Below are 15930 nucleotides of genomic sequence, written 5' to 3'. Positions count from 1 at the left end.
TCAATGAATTTATTGGAACGATAACGCGAAACTGTCCTAATTTGCAACGCAGCCTTGCGGAAATCGACCTTTACACACAAGCCCTGACCGCGTAGCTGCGGCACGAACCTCCCTGCCGCGCGTGACCGCTCTTCGGGGCCTATCCCGAAAAGAACTGACCTATGAAACAAGCTCTCTCCGACGCGCTATCCGAGCGCGGTTATGAAACACTCACCCCCGTCCAGACCGCTGTGACCGATCCCGAACTGGGTAATTCCGACCTTCTGGTCTCGGCCCAGACAGGCTCTGGCAAGACGGTCGGCTTTGGCCTCGCGCTTGGCCCGACCCTGCTGGAAGACGACGAAAGCTTCGGTCCTGCAGGCAAACCGCTGGCGCTGGTGATTGCCCCGACACGCGAACTCGCCATGCAGGTGATGCGCGAGCTGACGTGGCTGTATGGTAAGGCCAATGCAATCGTGACCTCTTGTGTGGGGGGCATGGACATGCGCGACGAACGCCGTGCGCTTGGTCGTGGCGCCCATGTTGTTGTAGCCACTCCCGGACGTCTGCGCGATCACATCATGCGCGGCTCTATCGACCTGTCCGGCCTGCGGGCCGTTGTGCTGGACGAAGCCGACGAAATGCTTGATCTGGGCTTCCGCGAGGATCTGGAATTCATTCTCGAAGCCTCCCCCAAATCCCGCCGCACGCTTTTGTTCTCTGCCACTGTGTCCGGCAGCATCGCGAAACTGGCGAAAACCTATCAGAACGATGCGGTGCGCGTGTCCACCATCGGTGAACGCCAGCAACACTCTGACATCGAATACCATTTGATGAGCGTGGCAAACCGCGACGATGAAAAAGCCATCATCAACGTGCTGCGCTATTATGAATCGCCCGGAGCGCTGGTGTTCTGCAACACCCGCGCCACCGTAAACCGTCTGACCACCCGCCTGTCGAACCGCGGCTTTTCCGTGGTCTCCCTGTCGGGCGAGCTGTCCCAGAACGAACGTACCCATGCCCTGCAAGCCATGCGCGACGGACGTGCCCGCGTTTGTGTTGCGACCGATGTGGCTGCGCGCGGCATCGACCTGCCAAACCTTGATCTGGTGATCCATGCGGACCTGCCATCCAACAGCGAAACCCTGCTGCACCGCTCCGGTCGGACGGGGCGTGCGGGGCGTAAGGGTGTTTCGATCCTGATCGCCAACCCCAAAGCGCTGCGCAAGGCTTCCCGCCTGCTGAGCACGGCAAAACTGACTGCGGAGCAAGGCCCCGCCCCCTCTGCCGAAGCGGTGATGGCGCAGGATGAAGCCCGTATGCTGGCCCATGAAGCATGGCACACACCCGTCGCTGAAAACGAGGCCGATGCGGTCGCGAACCTGCTGGAACTGCACAGCGCCGAACAGGTTGCTGCGGCCTATCTGCGGCTCTACCGCTCGCGCCAGACCGCGCCGGAGGAACTGGGCGAACCCCAGCCGTTTGATCCCCGCGATGCCAAAGCCGCCTTCGGTCCGTCTGTCTGGTTCTCCGTCGCCGGAGGCCAGAATGCCGGCGTGGAAGTGCGCCGCTTCCTGCCGAAATTGTGCAAGGTTGGCGGAATTACCAAGGACGACATCGGTGCGATCCGCGTCCAGCACAGTGAAACGCTGGTGGAAATCCGTAAAGGCAGCGTTGAAGGTTTCTTGAAATCGGTCGGTCCGAAAATGGAATACGACCGGAACTCTCCGATCACCCGGATCGACGCCCCGAGTGCGGCCCAGCGTGGACCAAAGCCGAAATTCAAACCCAAGGCGTCCACAACCCCAGTTGACTGGAACGACGATCCCGCTCCGCGCCGCAAAAAGCCCAAAGCGCCGAGTACCAAAGACAAGGGCAAGCCGAAGTTCAAAAAACGCGCCCGCCCCGAGGACAGCCGTCCCGAAGGCGTGGTGACGCCGCTGAAAAAGAAGGGCGGCAAGAACCTTGCGCCCGCAGTCGGAAAGGCCAACAGCAAGAAGAACAAGGCGCGGCGCGCGGCCTCGAAGTACCCGTCGAACTGACGATTTATTAAAATCTGCCAGATAAAAAAACAGCCGGTGTCCCCAAAGACACCGGCTGTTAACGTTTTCGCGCGAATACTGCGGTCAGGTGTTGTTCGGCTCCACCAGATCAACGCCTGTAACCGGACGCAAAACATGGGGTTTTGATGGATCATACAGCGCGGAATCAACAAAATCGTGGCTCTCTGCCAGTGCGGGGCCCACCATGATCAGTGCAGTGCGGGTAATCTTGGCTTTACGCACTTTCATGCGGATGTCTGACAAGGTGCCGCGAATGATTTCCTGATCGGGCCAGCCCACACGATAGCCGACCACCACGGGACAATCCGCGCCGTAATGGGGCACCAGCTGCCGTTCGATCTCGCGCATGTTGCGCACCGCCAAATGGATCGCCAGCGTTGCCCCTGTGCGCCCGAAGTTCTCCAGCGTCTCGCCCGCTGGCATGGATGTGGATTGCATGGACATGCGGGTCAGCACGATGGATTGCGCAATTTCCGGAATGGTCAGTTCCTGCCCGATAGTCGCTGCCATCGCCGCGTATGCTGGCACACCGGGAATGATTTCAAAGGGAATGTTATCCGCCCGCAACCGGCGGATCTGTTCGGCAATGGCGCCGTACAGGGAGGGATCACCGGAATGGACCCGCGCCACATCCTCGCCCCGCTCATGGGCGGCTTTTATCTCGGCGTGGGTATCGTCCAGCGTCATCACGGCTGTATCCATTACCTTTGCCCCATCGGGCGCACAGGCCACCACGGCCTCTGGCACCAGCGAACCGGCATAAAGGCAAACGGGACAGGACTCGATCCGTGCCTTGGCTTTGACCGTGATCAGATCGGGATCACCCGGTCCGGCCCCAATAAAATAAACTGTCATCGTGTTATCCTCTCTGCGCCGTTCAGGACGCCAGATCTCCGTCAATCTTGCGGGCGTAACCGCGCGGTGTATACATGCGCGGTCCCTCGCCCAGTTGCGCCAGTCTGGAATGGCTCGACCCGACCAGAACCACCGTCAGCATATCCACCTCGTCCACTTCCAATTCGGACAGCTTGCGATAGCGGACGTGTTCTTCGGGACGGCCAAGGCTGGAAGCCAGCATCACAGGCGTATCCGCTGGGCGGTGTTGCAACAGAATATCCCGCGCCTCGGCCAGCAGGGTGCGGCGACGCATCGAAACGGGGTTGTAAAAGGCGATCACGAAGTCCCCTTCCGCCGCCGCCTTCAACCGCTTCACGATATCCTCGCGCGGGGTCAGCAGATCAGACAGGGAAATCGCGCAGAAGTCATGGCCCAAAGGCGCACCGGCGCGGGCTGCAGCCCCTTGCAAAGCGCTGACACCGGGGGTGGAGACGACCTCGACCCGATGGGCCGCATCGGAAACGCCCATTTCGTCTGGTCCGCGGTCCAGCAGTTCAAACACCAGCGCACCCATCGCATAAATTCCCGCATCACCGGAACAGATCAGCGCAACGTTCTTACCCTTACCGGCCTGTTCCAGCGCATAGCGGCAGCGGTCTTCTTCGCCCCCAAGCGGAAAATCGGACCGCTCCTTGCCATGGGCCAAAGCGCCGAGCAGGTCGATGTAAAGCCCATAGCCCACCAGTTCCTCGGCCTCTGCAACCAACGCACTGGCCTCCGGCGTGCGCCAGCTATGTTGCCCCGGACCGATACCGATAATCGACAGCTTGCCGCGGGAACGGCCTGCAAATTCTGTAATCGGCGCTTCGGAGCGTACCAGCGCACAGGTGGCATTTGCGGTCTTTTGTTTCTCAACCGCCAGTACAGCCGCGTCCCCGCCAAGCGCCAGCGCGGCACCCTCGGACACACCGTGACAGCCGACCTCGTCAAACACCACCGCAGACGGATTGGCCAGACGGGGCGTCTGTGTCTCCAGTTCGGCGGCCGTAAATACGCGGAAGGGCACACCCAGACGGGCGGCTGTTTCGATCATCGCAGGTTCATCCCCCTTCAGATCAAGCGAGCCGACACAGGCGATGGCCCCCGCCGCGATGTTATTCTCCGCCAGCGTTTTTTGCACCAGATCCCACATTTCCTCTACGTCACAGCCCCGCGCACAGCCAAGCCCCAGCGCAAACCGCTGCGGATGATAGACCAGCCGCGTGCCGTCCCCTGCCATCGGCGCCTCTGTGGTGGTCAGCGTGACAGCGCCGGTTTCAACCGTGTCGACATCCCAGATATTCTCGCCCTCAACACGCACACCACCGCCTGACAACATCAGCGCCATCGCGCCCTTGGCATCCTGCGGGTTGGCCAGACGCCAGCCCAGCGGCGGCTCGTCCAGCGCCACCCCCATCGCTACATCGCCAGCCGTTGTCACAGCGGCATGGGCGGACAGACCTTCGGCAATCTGACGGGCCAGCCGGTTCGCGCCGCGATGCCCGCCCAGCAGCGGGATCACGGTCGATCCGTCATCCGGCACAGCCAGCAAAGGCGGTTCGGTTTTCTTGTCACTGACCAGCGGCGCGACGGCACGCACCAGAATACCGGCGGCGCAGACCCCCACAACCGGCGTTCCACTGGCAAACAGCACGCGCACATGTTCCAGCGCATTGGCGAAATAGGCATCCGCCTGATCCACGCGCCCTTCGCGCCCGTGTACCGCAGCACCCAGAATTTCCGCCACACGTCGGGCCGTGGACTCGCCCGAGCGGGACAAACAAACAACTACCGGATTAACCATCCATCAAACCTTATCACTGGGCAGACCGCGGCCCGCCATCATCGTCACAACCAAGGATCCTCGCCCTTGGTCACCAATATCATCGAGAAGTAAGGCGCCGTTTCCGGAGCCTTTGCCAAAGGCATCGCCTTTTGTTCCGGCAGGGTCGCCCGTTCCACATAGCCCGCATGTTCCATCAGCCCGAGCCGGTCCAACACGCGGCGGATCTTCGGCAGATGCCGCCCCACCTTCATCACCGCAACCGCTTGGGCCGCCGCAATCCGCTGCTCCATCGCGGTTTCTTCCATCGGGCCGGGAATAATCGTCAGCACCTCGTTTCGCGCCGACAGGGGCGAACGCAGGGCAGCGGCGCAGGCCGTCACGCTGGTGACACCGGGCACGACTTCGACCTCGAATTCATCCGAAAGGCGGGAAAACAGATACATGAAAGACCCGTAAAAGAACGGGTCCCCTTCGCACAGAACCACAACAGTTTTCCCCGCCCGCAGACAGGCCGCCAGATCCGCTGCACCGGCATCATAGGCCGCTTGCGCCGGTTCCCGCTTCACCGACATGGGGATGGAGATGGCGATTTCCTCTACCCCGTCGCGGATCACACCGGCGGCAATGGCACGGGCAAAGCTCGCCCCGCCTTCAAGGCTCGGGTAGGCCACAACATCCGCCGCGCCGATCAGCCGCGCAGCCTTCAGGGTCATCAGTTCGGGATCGCCCGGACCAAGCCCCACACCGTAGAGTTTGCCGTTCATCGCTTGATCAGGCTCCACTGTGTCACCGGCATCAGCGGGCGCCATCCGGTCAGGCCGGTGTCCGGCCCGCCGATGGGTTCGGCGCGGTTCACGTTCAGTTTGACAAGCTGCCCGCCGTATTCCTTGTGCAAAGACAGCAACAGCGCCTCGCTCTCCAGCGTGACTGCATTGCAAACCAGCCGCCCAAGCGGACGCAGGGCTTGCCAGCAGGTCTCGAATGTTTCACGGGACAGGCCACCGCCGATAAAGATTGCATCAGGGGCTTTCAAACCGTCCAGCGCTGCGGGAACCGTGCCGTCAACCAGTTCCAGACGGGGCGCGCCCAGCGCGGCGGCGTTTTGCGCCGCAAACAGGCGGCGGTCCGCACGGGGCTCGATACCGATGGCATGGCTGAACCGTGCCGCCCGCATCCATTCCACTGCAACAGACCCGCAACCACAGCCTACATCCCACAACAGCGCCCCGCGCATTGGCATCAGCTTGGCCAGCGTCACGGCGCGGACTTCCTGTTTGGTCATGGTGCCGTCATGCTGGAACAGCTCATCTGCCAGTCCGGGCACGCGGGGGATCAGCGCCGCGTCTTCCGCAGCCACACAGTCTACCGCCAGCGTGTTGAAGGCAGGTACAATATGGTCCCAGCTTTCGGCCAGCCCCTCAAAACGCTGTTCCTCCTTGCCACCCATCGCCGCCAGAACGGTCATCTGCGATTTGCCATAGCCCCGCTCACTCAGGAATTTCGCGATCTGTGCCGGAGTTTCCGCACCCGTGGTGAGGATCAGCAACCGCTGGTCCGGCTGGATGAAGGCGATCATCTGCTCTACAGGGCGCCCGTGAACTGTCAGGGTTTCCACATCCGGCATGGACCACCCCATGCGCGCGGCGGCCAGTTGAAAGGCACTAAGCTGCGGGTGATAGGTGATCTCGGCCGGCGGAATGGACCGTCCGATCCGGGCACCAACCGAATACCAAAGCGGGTCGCCCGTGGCGAGAACCACAACCCGTTTACCCTTATAGCCCTGCAGCGTGTCGATCAGCGCGTCAAAGGGCGAAGGCCAAGCCACCCGTTCCGCACGGATGTTGTCCGACAGGGAATGGTGTCGGTCGCCGCCAATAATGACTTCAGCCGCTTCCACCACAGCGCGGGCGGTGGGCACCAGCCCGTCCAGCCCGTCCTCACCAATGCCGACAATATGCAACCAAGGGGTCATTGTTTTTCCTCTACCAATCCGGCGGCCAGCGCATTCACCGCAGAAGACGCCATTGCAGAGCCACCTTTGCGTCCACGCAGCGCCACAAAATCGCAATTCCGCGGTCGGGCGGCCAGTTCGGCCTTGCTCTCGGCGGCGCCGACAAATCCCACCGGGAAGCCAAGGATACAGGCCGGTTTCGGCCAGCCCTGATCCAGCAGTTCCAGCAGATGAAACAGCGCCGTCGGCGCATTGCCAATTGCCACGACAGCGCCTTCGATATGGTCGCTCCACAGCTCCACCGCAGCCGCGGACCGCGTGTTGCCGATGCGCTGTGCCAAATCAGGCACAGTCGGATCGTTAAGTGTGACAATCACGTCATTATCCGCCGGCAGATAGCGCCGGATAATCCCCGCGCCGACCATTTCACAATCGCACAGCACCGGCGCACCGGCACGCAGCGCATCGCGCGCTGCCGCAAACGCCTTCGGGGAATAGGCCAGACGATCCGCAATTTCCACCATCCCGCAAGAGTGGATCAAGCGGATCACCATCGGGCGCATCTCTTCGGGAAAGCGGTCCAGACTGGCCTCGGCCCGCACGGTGGCAAAGGACTGGGCGTAAATCTCGGCCGGCTCCCTCTCATACGGGAGAGGGCGCGGTGGCTTGGCTCCGTTTCTCATTTCCGGCGTGCGCTTTCGGGGCCAAGCGGGTGTTTGGCATGAGGGTAGACCGGATGGACGTGATCGTGATGATGGTCGTGGCTATGTCCGTGATCATGACCGTGGTGGTGATGCCCGTGATCGTGATGATGGTCATGGTCGTGATCATGAGAATGACTGTGGTCGTGATGGTGGTGGTGGTGGTCCAGATCGAGACGACACTCCCCCGTGCACCAGTCGCCACACAATCCGCAATCCGACACATTGGACCCCGGCGCCTGCGCACCCTGCCCTTCGACGTGATGGTGATGGCTTTCCTGAATTGCACCGACTTCAGCCTCAAACCCGATGATCTGGGCGCGGTATTTACACAGAACACAGGTGGGCGGCGGCACTTCTGACAGGGCGGGATGATCCTCGCCCATGGCGGCGCGGCGGGCTTCGACGGGGATAACCCGTGTATCGCCGCCATCCATTGCCAGAACCTGCGTGCGGTACTGGCATATGCCACAATTCGGCACCGGTGTGCTGCCAAGCTGTTCTTTCACACGGTCCGCAAAGGTCTCCAGAACCAGCGGGTGATCGTTCAGATACCCCGCTTTGACGAACTGAATATCGGGATATTTCGCAGCACATTTGTCCGTGAACCCGTAAATCCGGTCAATCAGGATGCCGGTGAACAGGAAGTAGGGAAAGACGATAACCCGTTTGTAACCAAGACGGCTGACATGATCGAGACAGGGTTCCACCAGCGGGAAGGTCACGCCGGAATAGCCCACTTCGCACCAGCCAAAGCCCATGCCCTCCCAAAGCATCCGCGCGATTTTGGACACGTTGGAATTGGCATCAGGATCAGAGGCGCCGCGCCCGATCACCACCAGCGCCGTATCTTCCAGCGGCAGTTCGCCGTGTTCCGCATTGGCGGCATCCACAGCTTCCTGTATCCGCGCACCCGCGGCGGCGATCATCTTGGGATCAACCCCAAGCTCGCGCCCGTAAGACACGTCTATCCCGTTTTTGACAGCATAGGTGTTCAGCACCGTGGGAATATCGTTCTTAGAATGCATGGCCGCAAACAACATGCCGGGCACCGCCAGAATACGATCACACCCCGCATCCCGCAGCTTGTCCAGCCCGACGCGGATCACCGGATTTGCAAACTCCAGATAGCCGTATTCCACCTGCCAGTCAGGCAGAAGCGCGGGCAGTTTTTCTGCCAGCACCGAAAACTCATCCACTGCGGACTGGCTGCGAGAGCCATGACCGCAAATCATTACACCGATTTTTTGCGTCATAAGATCAGGCTTCTTGCGGAGCTTCGTCGGACTCCGCTTTTTCCGCTTCGGCAGCTTTGTTCTTTTTGCGACCTTTCAGGATGTTCCAGCCCGCAATGGCAACAGCCGCCCCGATCGCACCGGCTGCAACCCAATGATCATGGGAAGCCACTTCGCCCACATGCCCTACATGGGCATTCGCCCCTGTTGCGGCCAGAATTGCTGTCAAAAATACCGAAAATCGCATTGCGGTCCCTTCCTTTTATGCAACGGAAAGGCCGCCACAGGATGTAGCGTTCTAACGATCTCGTCTTTGGCCCCCTATTTGGGTCAGCCCCCGACGAAACACCTTTCCGGCCCCTGTGGGGCATCGTTAGCCAAGGTATAAGCAGCCCGCCCCCTCCGTGCAACGGGATTCGCGGCAGAACAGGGACCGGAAACGCCACCATGCGGGTCGTGCCTCACCGATCCACCTGCAAAAAACCCCGTTCTGCACCAAGGCACAACGGGGTTTTCAGAACTGTTCATTCGACTTAGCCGTACCAGCCGCCCATCTTCACCGTGATTGCATCGTTCAGCAGCTTGGCAAAGGCTTCGGGGTCTTGTGTGCCCCCGTCCCGTCCACGGTAATGATAGGGATAGACGTATTTCGGCTTGAACTCTGCCACCGCCGAGGCCGCGGCCTCTACGTCCATTGTGAAGGGCAGGTTCATACAGACAAAGGCCACGTCAATATTCTCAAGCGCGCGCATCTCGGGGATGTCTTCGGTATCACCAGAGATATAAACCCGCAGCCCGTCAATCCCGAGCACATAGCCGTTGTCGCGCCCTTTGGGGTGAAAGTTCATCCGCTCCTCGGTCAGATTATGGGCCGGAATTGCATCAATCGACATGCCGTTAAACTCGGCCGATTCACCGTTTGCGATCTGGCTGGCCTTGGCTTTCAAGGCTTCGGGCAACTGGTTGTAAACCTCAGGGTTTGTGACCAGCTTCGTGCCATCCGCCACCAACCCGTTCAGCGTATCCACGTTAAAATGGTCGCCGTGGTGGTGGGTGATCAGGATCAGGTCCGGCGCGGGGAAATCGGCGTATTGCGCCACTTCGCCCACGGGATCGACGTGGATCGTACCCACTGGCGTCAACAGCACCATAGAGGCATGGGCCACTGCGTTCACCGACAGCGTGCCGGACTGTGTGGCAAATTCGTTACCGGCATGGGCTGCGGCCCCGACCACGTAGGGTAGAAAGACAACACCCGTTGCCGCGACGCCGGTCTTAAGAAAACTTCTTCTGGAATGGGTCATTTTTTCACTCTGGCTCCCTGTTTGTAATACCCGCAATGGTAGCTTGGTTGGCAAAGCTCTCAAATTCTTTCTGTTGCACGTAACGCAACAGTGAAATCGGCTGTCTATCAAAGACTTTCCCCACGCATGCCCTATGTTGAGGCATCAGAACACAGGAGCGCAGGTTAATGGGACAACTGGTTAACGGAACGTGGAAGACGGAAAAGCTGGTAAGTGGCGACAAGGATGGCAAATTTGTCCGCAAGGATTCCGGATTCCGCAACTGGATAACCGCTGATGGCAGTGCCGGACCCAGCGGCGAAGGGGGGTTTCCTGCGCAAAGCGGCCGGTATCACCTTTACGTGTCGCTCGCCTGTCCCTGGGCCCATCGCACCTTGATTTTTCGCACGCTCAAAGGATTGGAAGACCATATTTCGGTGGATGTGGTTCATCCCGAAATGCTCGACAAAGGTTGGACCTTTCAAACCGATGACGGTCCGGCACAGGGCGACAGCCTGTTTGACAGCGCGTATCTGTATCAGATTTACCAGAAGGCCGATCCGGATGCGACCACCCGCGTGACCGTTCCGGTGTTGTGGGACAAGCAGCAGGATCGTATCGTGTCCAACGAAAGCGCCGAGATCATTCGCATGTTCAACACGGCCTTTGACGGGATCACCGGCAACACTCAGGACTTTTGCCCCTCCGAACTGCAAGACACCATCGACGAGATCAACGCGCGGATTTACACGACTGTGAACAACGGTGTCTACAAAGCCGGTTTCGCCACCAGCCAGAGCGCCTATGACGGGGCGGTTTACCCGCTGTTTGAAACGCTAGATTGGCTGGAAGATCATCTTTCGACCCATCGCTACCTGACGGGGGATCGCGTGACAGAGGCCGATTGGCGCCTGTTTACCACGCTGGTGCGGTTTGATGCGGTCTATCACACCCATTTCAAATGCAACCGGAACCGGATCATCGACTTCCCGAACCTCTGGGCCTATGCACGAGAGCTGTACCAATGGCCGGACGTTGCACAGACGGTGCATTTTGGACACATCGTGCGGCATTACCACTACAGTCATGACAATGTGAATCCCTATCGGATCATCCCGATCAACCCCGCCCCGGACTGGCACAAAGCGCACAAACGGGGAACATAATTTCGCCCCGAATGGATGCCACCCTGTCTCTTGTACAACCGGAGACCGGCCATGACATTCCTCAGAAGACTCGCGCTAAGCTGCATTTTCTTTCTCGCCCCAGCCAGCCTCGGGGCGAGCGGGCTAACCCCCCTGACCGATCGCACTGACATCCTCGGCTGGGAGGCGGTGGGGCGTATCGACATCGGCGGCAAGGGCTATTGCACCGGCGTCCTGATCGCCAGCGATCTGGTGCTTACCGCGGCCCATTGCGTTTTTGACAGCGAAACCAGCTTGTTGCGGGATGCGGGCAGCTTTTCTTTTGCGGCGGGTTATCAGGACGGACAGGCGATAGAAACCCGCGCTGTGCAACAGGTGGTCGCCCATGCCAATTACAAAGCCGCGCTCGGCCCGATTACATCCAACATCCGCCATGACGTGGCCCTGCTGAAACTGGCCGAGCCGATTTCCACCTTCACAGCCGCACCTTTCGCCATCCATTCGGGAATCGCGCCGGGCAATTCCGTCAGCGTTGTGTCCTATGGCAAAGGACGGGATGACGTGATGTCTTGGCAGAAACAATGCGATGTTCTGGGCCGTGGTGCAGGGCTGATTGCCTTTAACTGCGATGTGACCTTCGGTTCTTCCGGTGCGCCGGTCTTTGTGAAGGAAGGCAACCGCGCGCGGATCGTCTCGCTGGTTTCGTCGGGACGCAATGCAGACGGGGATGTTGTGGCCTTCGGCATGGACCTGCCCGCAAATATCGCCCATCTGAAACGCACCTTGCGCGTGCTGCCCCGCTATTCAAACACGGCCACTTCTACCACGACACGCGCGAATGCGCCCACAGGGATCACCCGTATTTCCGTTGGTTTTGATCGCAAAAGCACAAGTGCAAAATTTGTCAAAAGCGGTAACTGACGCCAGAAACCAAAGCTTCGGACTACGCCGACCCCCCGGCGGCCCGTCCGTAATGATCCACCAACGCTGCCAGATCATCGGGCAGAACAGGCGTATGCAGATACCCGCGTGCATTGGGAATCAGATCAAAAATCATGCCATCGGAAAAGAAACTTTTGGCGGTGACAACAATGATCGCAACATTGGGATTACGATAGGTGGCCAGATCGCTGATGGCCAGAACACTGGTGTCTTCCATACCCACATCCAGCACCAACACGTCAAATGTTGCAAACCGCAGGGCGTCAATCGCGCTCTGCTCGTCCAGACAAAGGCGCGTGTGTCCGCCTTGCCGCTCCAAATGGCGGCACCAAAGACGGCCAAGTTCCGCCACGGCTTCCACAACAAGAATCTTCATAATCCACCCAAATTGACATAATCTTTAGGGTCTGCCCAATTTATTAATAAAGTTTTAATTTTTTTGGTTCCAGCCAATAGGAATTGTGTTTTCGCAGATTTGATGATGAAACGAGCGGAAACCTGCTGAAAGACTGCCATGACTACGACAATTACTGTATGCGAAACCTGTAAAAGAGAAGGTTGGAGCGCTGAAACCCAATCCCAAACCGACGGGGAACTGCTGGCCGAAGCAGTGGAAGCCGCCGCACAAGGGGCAAGTGATGTGAAAATCCGCCGCCACGCCTGTTTGATGGGCTGCAACCACGGTTGCAACATCGCGATTCAGGCCGAGGGCAAGCTGACCTATGTTCTGGGGCGCTTTGAACCGGGCGCAGCAGCGGCCGAGGGCATCGTAGAGTATGCCCAAAAACATGCCGCCAGCGAAAAGGGTCAGGTGCCCTTCCGCGAATGGCCCAAAGCCGTCAAAGGCCATTTTGTGTCGCGTATTCCGACCCTGCCCGAGAGCGAATGACCACCTTGGCGGCGCAGACACGGGACCACGGCGGCGGGCTGGACGCCGCCATCGCCCGCTTTGGCGGTGTGCGCAGCGACTGGGTTGACCTGTCCACCGGCATCAACCCGCTGCCCTATCCGCTGCCGGAAATTCCGGCCCGTTTCTGGCAGGCCCTGCCCGACAGTCAGGACCAATCCGACCTGCTTGACGCGGCGCGGCAATTCTGGTCCGTGCCAGAGGGTGCGGGCATTGCGGCGGCCTCGGGCGTGTCAGCGCTGATCGCCGCCCTGCCCCGGCTGGCACCGGCGGGCCGTGTGGGCATCGCCCGCCCCACCTATAACGAACACGCCGCCAGCTTTACCGCCTTTGGCTGGGAGGTTTCCGACGATCCCGCAGGGGCCAACGTCTATGTGCATCCCAACAACCCCGACGGGCGGCACTGGGACCGCGACACACTGTTAAAACACCATAATACCCTGTCCGTCATCGACGAGAGTTTTTGCGATGTCAGCCCCGACAGCAGCCATATGGAACTGGCAGCCCGTCCGGGGTTTGTGGTGCTGAAAGGGCTGGGCAAATTCTGGGGGCTGGCAGGTGTGCGGCTTGGCTTTGCGATGGCGCGGCCCGAGACCATTGCCACTCTGGAACAAATGCTGGGGCCTTGGGCGATTTCCGGTCCCGCACAGCATATCGGCCTGACCGCCCTGTCCGATTCCGCATGGGCCACAACCACCCGCGGCCGTCTGGAACAGGACGCCGCGCGGCTCGACAACATCGCCACACGTGCCGGATTTGACAATCCGCGCGGCACCAGCCTGTTCCGGCTGTACGATGTTTCAGATGCCAAGACGATGTTTGAGAAACTGGCAGAGGGTCGCATCCTGTCGCGTATTTTTCCCTATTCAAAGACACTGATCCGGTTGGGCCTGCCCGGTCCGGACCGTGACTGGGAACACCTTGAAAAGGTTCTGGAGTAAACGAATGAGTATCTTTCTGATGGTTCTGCTGGCGCTGCTGCTGGATTTTGCCCTTGGCGAGCCGGAGAAGATCTGGGACCGTTACCCCCACCCCGCCACACTGATGGGGCGGCTGGTCAACAGTCTGGACGAGCTTTTGAACCGTGGCTCTGCACGGCGGGTGAAGGGGTTCTTCGCCGTGGCTGTCCTTGTGCTGGTGGCCGGACTGATCGGGTTGGTATTCGAGCTGCTGAACAATGTCGAATACCTTGGCATCGCAATAAACGTGATCGAGGTCATCATCGCCGCAGTTCTGATCGCCCACAGAAGCCTGATCGACCATGTGCGCGACGTGGCGACCGCCCTGCAAAACGGTCTGCCGCAGGGGCGCAACGCGGTGTCGATGATCGTCGGGCGGGATACTGGCGCGATGAAGGAGACCGAAGTGTCCCGCGCCGCCATCGAAAGCGCTGCCGAAAACTTTTCGGACGGTGTGGTCGCGCCGGTGTTCTGGTTCCTGATCCTCGGACTGCCCGGTATTCTGATCTACAAAATCGTGAACACCGCCGACAGTATGATCGGCTACAAAAATGAGGAATATGCCGAGTTCGGATATGCTGCCGCCAAACTGGATGACATCCTGAACTGGCTGCCCGCACGGATCACTGCCGTGCTGATCTGTTTCGCCCATTTCGACCGCACCGCCCTTGATGTGGTGTTTGAAGATGCCGACATGCACCGCTCTCCGAATGCGGGTTGGCCCGAAGCAGCTATGGCCGGCGTGCTGGATGTGTCGCTGGCCGGACCGCGCAGCTATGGCGGGGAAATGACCAATGACCTGTTTGTGAACGAACAGGGTAAACGGGATCTCAGCAGCACCGATATTCTGGATTCAGTGCGCGCCCTGAACCGCAGCTGGTACGCCATGACAGGCTTTTTCGCCCTGCTCGCCCTGATTTTCTGGTTGATGTAAACGCCTGCCGCCCCAAATGAGGTTGAACCTTCCGTCTGCTTACGTTATCGCTAACGAAACTGCGAAATCGTCCGCGACGGGCGCAACTTTTGGGATCGGAGAAGCACTATGACTGTAAAAGTGGGGATTAACGGCTTTGGTCGGATCGGGCGCAACATCCTGCGGGCCATCGTTGAAAGCGGGCGCACAGACATTGAAGTGGTCGCGATAAATGACCTGACGCCGGTGGATAATTCGGCCTATCTGTTCAAATACGACAGCGTGCACAAAGTCTTTCCGGGCGAGGTCAGCCACACTGAAAACAGCATTGATGTAGGCTATGGTCCGATCCCTGTCAGCGCCGAGCGTGATCCGGCGGAACTGGACTGGGGGCATGTGGATATTGCGCTGGAATGTACCGGCCTGTTCAAAGACAAGGATAAGGCCGCGAAATATCTGCAAGCCGGTGCTAAACGCGTCCTGGTCTCTGCGCCGGGCAAGAACGCCGATAAAACAATCGTTTACGGCGTTAACCACGACACATTGACCGCCGATGATGTGATTGTGTCCAACGGGTCTTGCACCACCAACTGCCTCGCGCCGCTGGCGAAGGTCCTGCACGATACATTCGGGATCGAAGACGGGCTGGTCACAACCGTTCACGCCTATACCGGCAGCCAGCCAACGCTGGATCGTGGTGCTGGCAATTGGGAACGGGGCCGTGCGGCTGCCCTGTCTATGGTGCCGACATCAACAGGTGCGGCCAAAGCGCTGGGTCTGGTATTGCCCGAACTCGAAGGTAAACTCGACGGTGTTGCGATCCGCGTGCCGACACCGAATGTGTCCTGCGTTGATTTCAAGTTCAACACCACCAAGGCTATCACGGTGGAGTCCATTAACGCGGCGCTCCAAGAGGCTGCGGAGGGTTCGATGAAGGGCGTGCTCGGCATGGAGACCCTGCCGCTGGTGTCGATAGATTTCAATCACGACCCGCGCTCTTCTGTGGTGGCGACCAGCGAAACACAGGTTCAGGGCCGCATGGGTCGCGTGCTGAGCTGGTATGACAACGAATGGGGCTTTTCAAACCGCATGGCCGATACAGCCGTCGCGATGGGAAAATTCCTGTAAGTTAAAGCCTTGGCATCTTGTGACTTTCAGCGCCGAGTCATTAAGACACTGCTGCCATGAAG

Annotated in this window: 16 protein-coding genes; 7 read left to right on the top strand and 9 right to left on the bottom strand. The window is 59.6% G+C overall.

Annotation, left to right across the window (positions count from 1 at the left end; all coding sequences use genetic code 11):
• The first annotated feature begins 161 nt into the window (after positions 1-161).
• Positions 162-2021 carry a DEAD/DEAH box helicase gene (locus BFV97_RS02875; protein ID WP_069298789.1) on the top strand — a complete coding sequence of 620 codons (1860 nt, stop codon included), beginning with the start codon at positions 162-164 and terminating at the stop codon, positions 2019-2021.
• Between the two features lie 84 nt (positions 2022-2105).
• On the opposite strand, the gene cobM is transcribed toward BFV97_RS02875, so the two are convergent.
• From cobM to BFV97_RS02835, 8 genes are all read right to left on the bottom strand, one after another.
• Positions 2106-2897: a precorrin-4 C(11)-methyltransferase gene (gene cobM, locus BFV97_RS02870; protein WP_069298788.1), complete on the bottom strand. Its 792-nt coding sequence runs from the start codon at positions 2895-2897 to the stop codon at positions 2106-2108.
• A 22-nt stretch (positions 2898-2919) separates the two neighbouring features.
• Positions 2920-4722, bottom strand: a complete 1803-nt coding sequence (gene cobJ / locus BFV97_RS02865) for a precorrin-3B C(17)-methyltransferase (RefSeq protein ID WP_069298787.1) — start codon at positions 4720-4722, stop codon at positions 2920-2922.
• 44 nt (positions 4723-4766) lie between these two features.
• Positions 4767-5468, bottom strand: coding sequence for a precorrin-2 C(20)-methyltransferase (cobI, locus tag BFV97_RS02860; RefSeq protein ID WP_069299052.1), 702 nt, complete (start codon positions 5466-5468; stop codon positions 4767-4769).
• A complete protein-coding gene (locus BFV97_RS02855; RefSeq protein WP_069298786.1) occupies positions 5465-6676 on the bottom strand; it encodes a bifunctional cobalt-precorrin-7 (C(5))-methyltransferase/cobalt-precorrin-6B (C(15))-methyltransferase in 1212 nt (403 codons plus the stop codon). Before BFV97_RS02855 ends, cobI begins: the two co-directional genes overlap by 4 nt.
• A complete protein-coding gene (locus BFV97_RS02850; protein ID WP_069298785.1) occupies positions 6673-7338 on the bottom strand; it encodes a precorrin-8X methylmutase in 666 nt (221 codons plus the stop codon). The genes BFV97_RS02855 and BFV97_RS02850 overlap by 4 nt, the downstream gene beginning before the upstream one ends.
• On the bottom strand, positions 7335-8612 hold the full coding sequence (locus BFV97_RS02845; protein WP_069298784.1) for a sirohydrochlorin chelatase: 1278 nt from the start codon (positions 8610-8612) through the stop codon (positions 7335-7337). Before BFV97_RS02845 ends, BFV97_RS02850 begins: the two co-directional genes overlap by 4 nt.
• 4 nt (positions 8613-8616) lie before the next feature.
• Positions 8617-8838, bottom strand: a complete 222-nt coding sequence (locus tag BFV97_RS02840) for a DUF6732 family protein (protein WP_069298783.1) — start codon at positions 8836-8838, stop codon at positions 8617-8619.
• Positions 8839-9124: 286 nt separating this feature from the next.
• On the bottom strand, positions 9125-9895 hold the full coding sequence (locus BFV97_RS02835; protein WP_069298782.1) for an MBL fold metallo-hydrolase: 771 nt from the start codon (positions 9893-9895) through the stop codon (positions 9125-9127).
• A 167-nt stretch (positions 9896-10062) separates the two neighbouring features.
• On the opposite strand from BFV97_RS02835, the gene BFV97_RS02830 reads away from it, so the two are divergent.
• Together BFV97_RS02830 and BFV97_RS02825 are read left to right on the top strand one after the other, a co-directional pair.
• A complete protein-coding gene (locus BFV97_RS02830; RefSeq protein ID WP_069298781.1) occupies positions 10063-11040 on the top strand; it encodes a glutathione S-transferase family protein in 978 nt (325 codons plus the stop codon).
• A gap of 51 nt (positions 11041-11091) precedes the next feature.
• Positions 11092-11940, top strand: coding sequence for a trypsin-like serine peptidase (locus BFV97_RS02825; RefSeq protein ID WP_069298780.1), 849 nt, complete (start codon positions 11092-11094; stop codon positions 11938-11940).
• Positions 11941-11962: 22 nt separating this feature from the next.
• On the opposite strand, the gene BFV97_RS02820 is transcribed toward BFV97_RS02825, so the two are convergent.
• Positions 11963-12337, bottom strand: a complete 375-nt coding sequence (locus BFV97_RS02820; protein WP_069298779.1) for a response regulator — start codon at positions 12335-12337, stop codon at positions 11963-11965.
• Between the two features lie 138 nt (positions 12338-12475).
• Here BFV97_RS02820 and BFV97_RS02815 point away from each other — a divergent pair, with 138 nt between their 5' ends.
• From BFV97_RS02815 to gap, 4 genes are all read left to right on the top strand, one after another.
• Positions 12476-12850, top strand: coding sequence for a DUF1636 family protein (locus BFV97_RS02815; protein WP_069298778.1), 375 nt, complete (start codon positions 12476-12478; stop codon positions 12848-12850).
• Positions 12847-13809, top strand: coding sequence for a threonine-phosphate decarboxylase (locus tag BFV97_RS02810; protein WP_069298777.1), 963 nt, complete (start codon positions 12847-12849; stop codon positions 13807-13809). Before BFV97_RS02815 ends, BFV97_RS02810 begins: the two co-directional genes overlap by 4 nt.
• 4 nt (positions 13810-13813) lie before the next feature.
• Positions 13814-14761 (top strand): adenosylcobinamide-phosphate synthase CbiB, encoded by a 948-nt coding sequence (cbiB, locus tag BFV97_RS02805; RefSeq protein ID WP_069298776.1) that lies wholly within the window; start codon positions 13814-13816, stop codon positions 14759-14761.
• Between the two features lie 108 nt (positions 14762-14869).
• Positions 14870-15868, top strand: a complete 999-nt coding sequence (gap, locus tag BFV97_RS02800; protein WP_069298775.1) for a type I glyceraldehyde-3-phosphate dehydrogenase — start codon at positions 14870-14872, stop codon at positions 15866-15868.
• Positions 15869-15930: the final 62 nt, after the last annotated feature.

The sequence above is a fragment of the Neptunicoccus sediminis genome, assembly GCF_001719615.1.
GTDB lineage: Bacteria > Pseudomonadota > Alphaproteobacteria > Rhodobacterales > Rhodobacteraceae > Amylibacter > Amylibacter sediminis.
Note: the sequence above shows the minus strand (reverse complement) of the source record. Positions and strands in the feature narration are given on the sequence as shown.

Excerpts from the sequence above, each read along its gene's own strand:
- BFV97_RS02875 (WP_069298789.1), top strand. The coding sequence starts at position 162 with ATGAAACAAGCTCTCTCCGACGCGCTATCCGAGCGCGGTTATGAAACA.
- cobM (WP_069298788.1), bottom strand. The coding sequence starts at position 2,897 with ATGACAGTTTATTTTATTGGGGCCGGACCGGGTGATCCCGATCTGATC.
- cobJ (WP_069298787.1), bottom strand. The coding sequence starts at position 4,722 with ATGGTTAATCCGGTAGTTGTTTGTTTGTCCCGCTCGGGCGAGTCCACG.
- cobI (WP_069299052.1), bottom strand. The coding sequence starts at position 5,468 with ATGAACGGCAAACTCTACGGTGTGGGGCTTGGTCCGGGCGATCCCGAA.
- BFV97_RS02855 (WP_069298786.1), bottom strand. The coding sequence starts at position 6,676 with ATGACCCCTTGGTTGCATATTGTCGGCATTGGTGAGGACGGGCTGGAC.
- BFV97_RS02850 (WP_069298785.1), bottom strand. The coding sequence starts at position 7,338 with ATGAGAAACGGAGCCAAGCCACCGCGCCCTCTCCCGTATGAGAGGGAG.
- BFV97_RS02845 (WP_069298784.1), bottom strand. The coding sequence starts at position 8,612 with ATGACGCAAAAAATCGGTGTAATGATTTGCGGTCATGGCTCTCGCAGC.
- BFV97_RS02840 (WP_069298783.1), bottom strand. The coding sequence starts at position 8,838 with ATGCGATTTTCGGTATTTTTGACAGCAATTCTGGCCGCAACAGGGGCG.
- BFV97_RS02835 (WP_069298782.1), bottom strand. The coding sequence starts at position 9,895 with ATGACCCATTCCAGAAGAAGTTTTCTTAAGACCGGCGTCGCGGCAACG.
- BFV97_RS02830 (WP_069298781.1), top strand. The coding sequence starts at position 10,063 with ATGGGACAACTGGTTAACGGAACGTGGAAGACGGAAAAGCTGGTAAGT.
- BFV97_RS02825 (WP_069298780.1), top strand. The coding sequence starts at position 11,092 with ATGACATTCCTCAGAAGACTCGCGCTAAGCTGCATTTTCTTTCTCGCC.
- BFV97_RS02820 (WP_069298779.1), bottom strand. The coding sequence starts at position 12,337 with ATGAAGATTCTTGTTGTGGAAGCCGTGGCGGAACTTGGCCGTCTTTGG.
- BFV97_RS02815 (WP_069298778.1), top strand. The coding sequence starts at position 12,476 with ATGACTACGACAATTACTGTATGCGAAACCTGTAAAAGAGAAGGTTGG.
- BFV97_RS02810 (WP_069298777.1), top strand. The coding sequence starts at position 12,847 with ATGACCACCTTGGCGGCGCAGACACGGGACCACGGCGGCGGGCTGGAC.
- cbiB (WP_069298776.1), top strand. The coding sequence starts at position 13,814 with ATGAGTATCTTTCTGATGGTTCTGCTGGCGCTGCTGCTGGATTTTGCC.
- gap (WP_069298775.1), top strand. The coding sequence starts at position 14,870 with ATGACTGTAAAAGTGGGGATTAACGGCTTTGGTCGGATCGGGCGCAAC.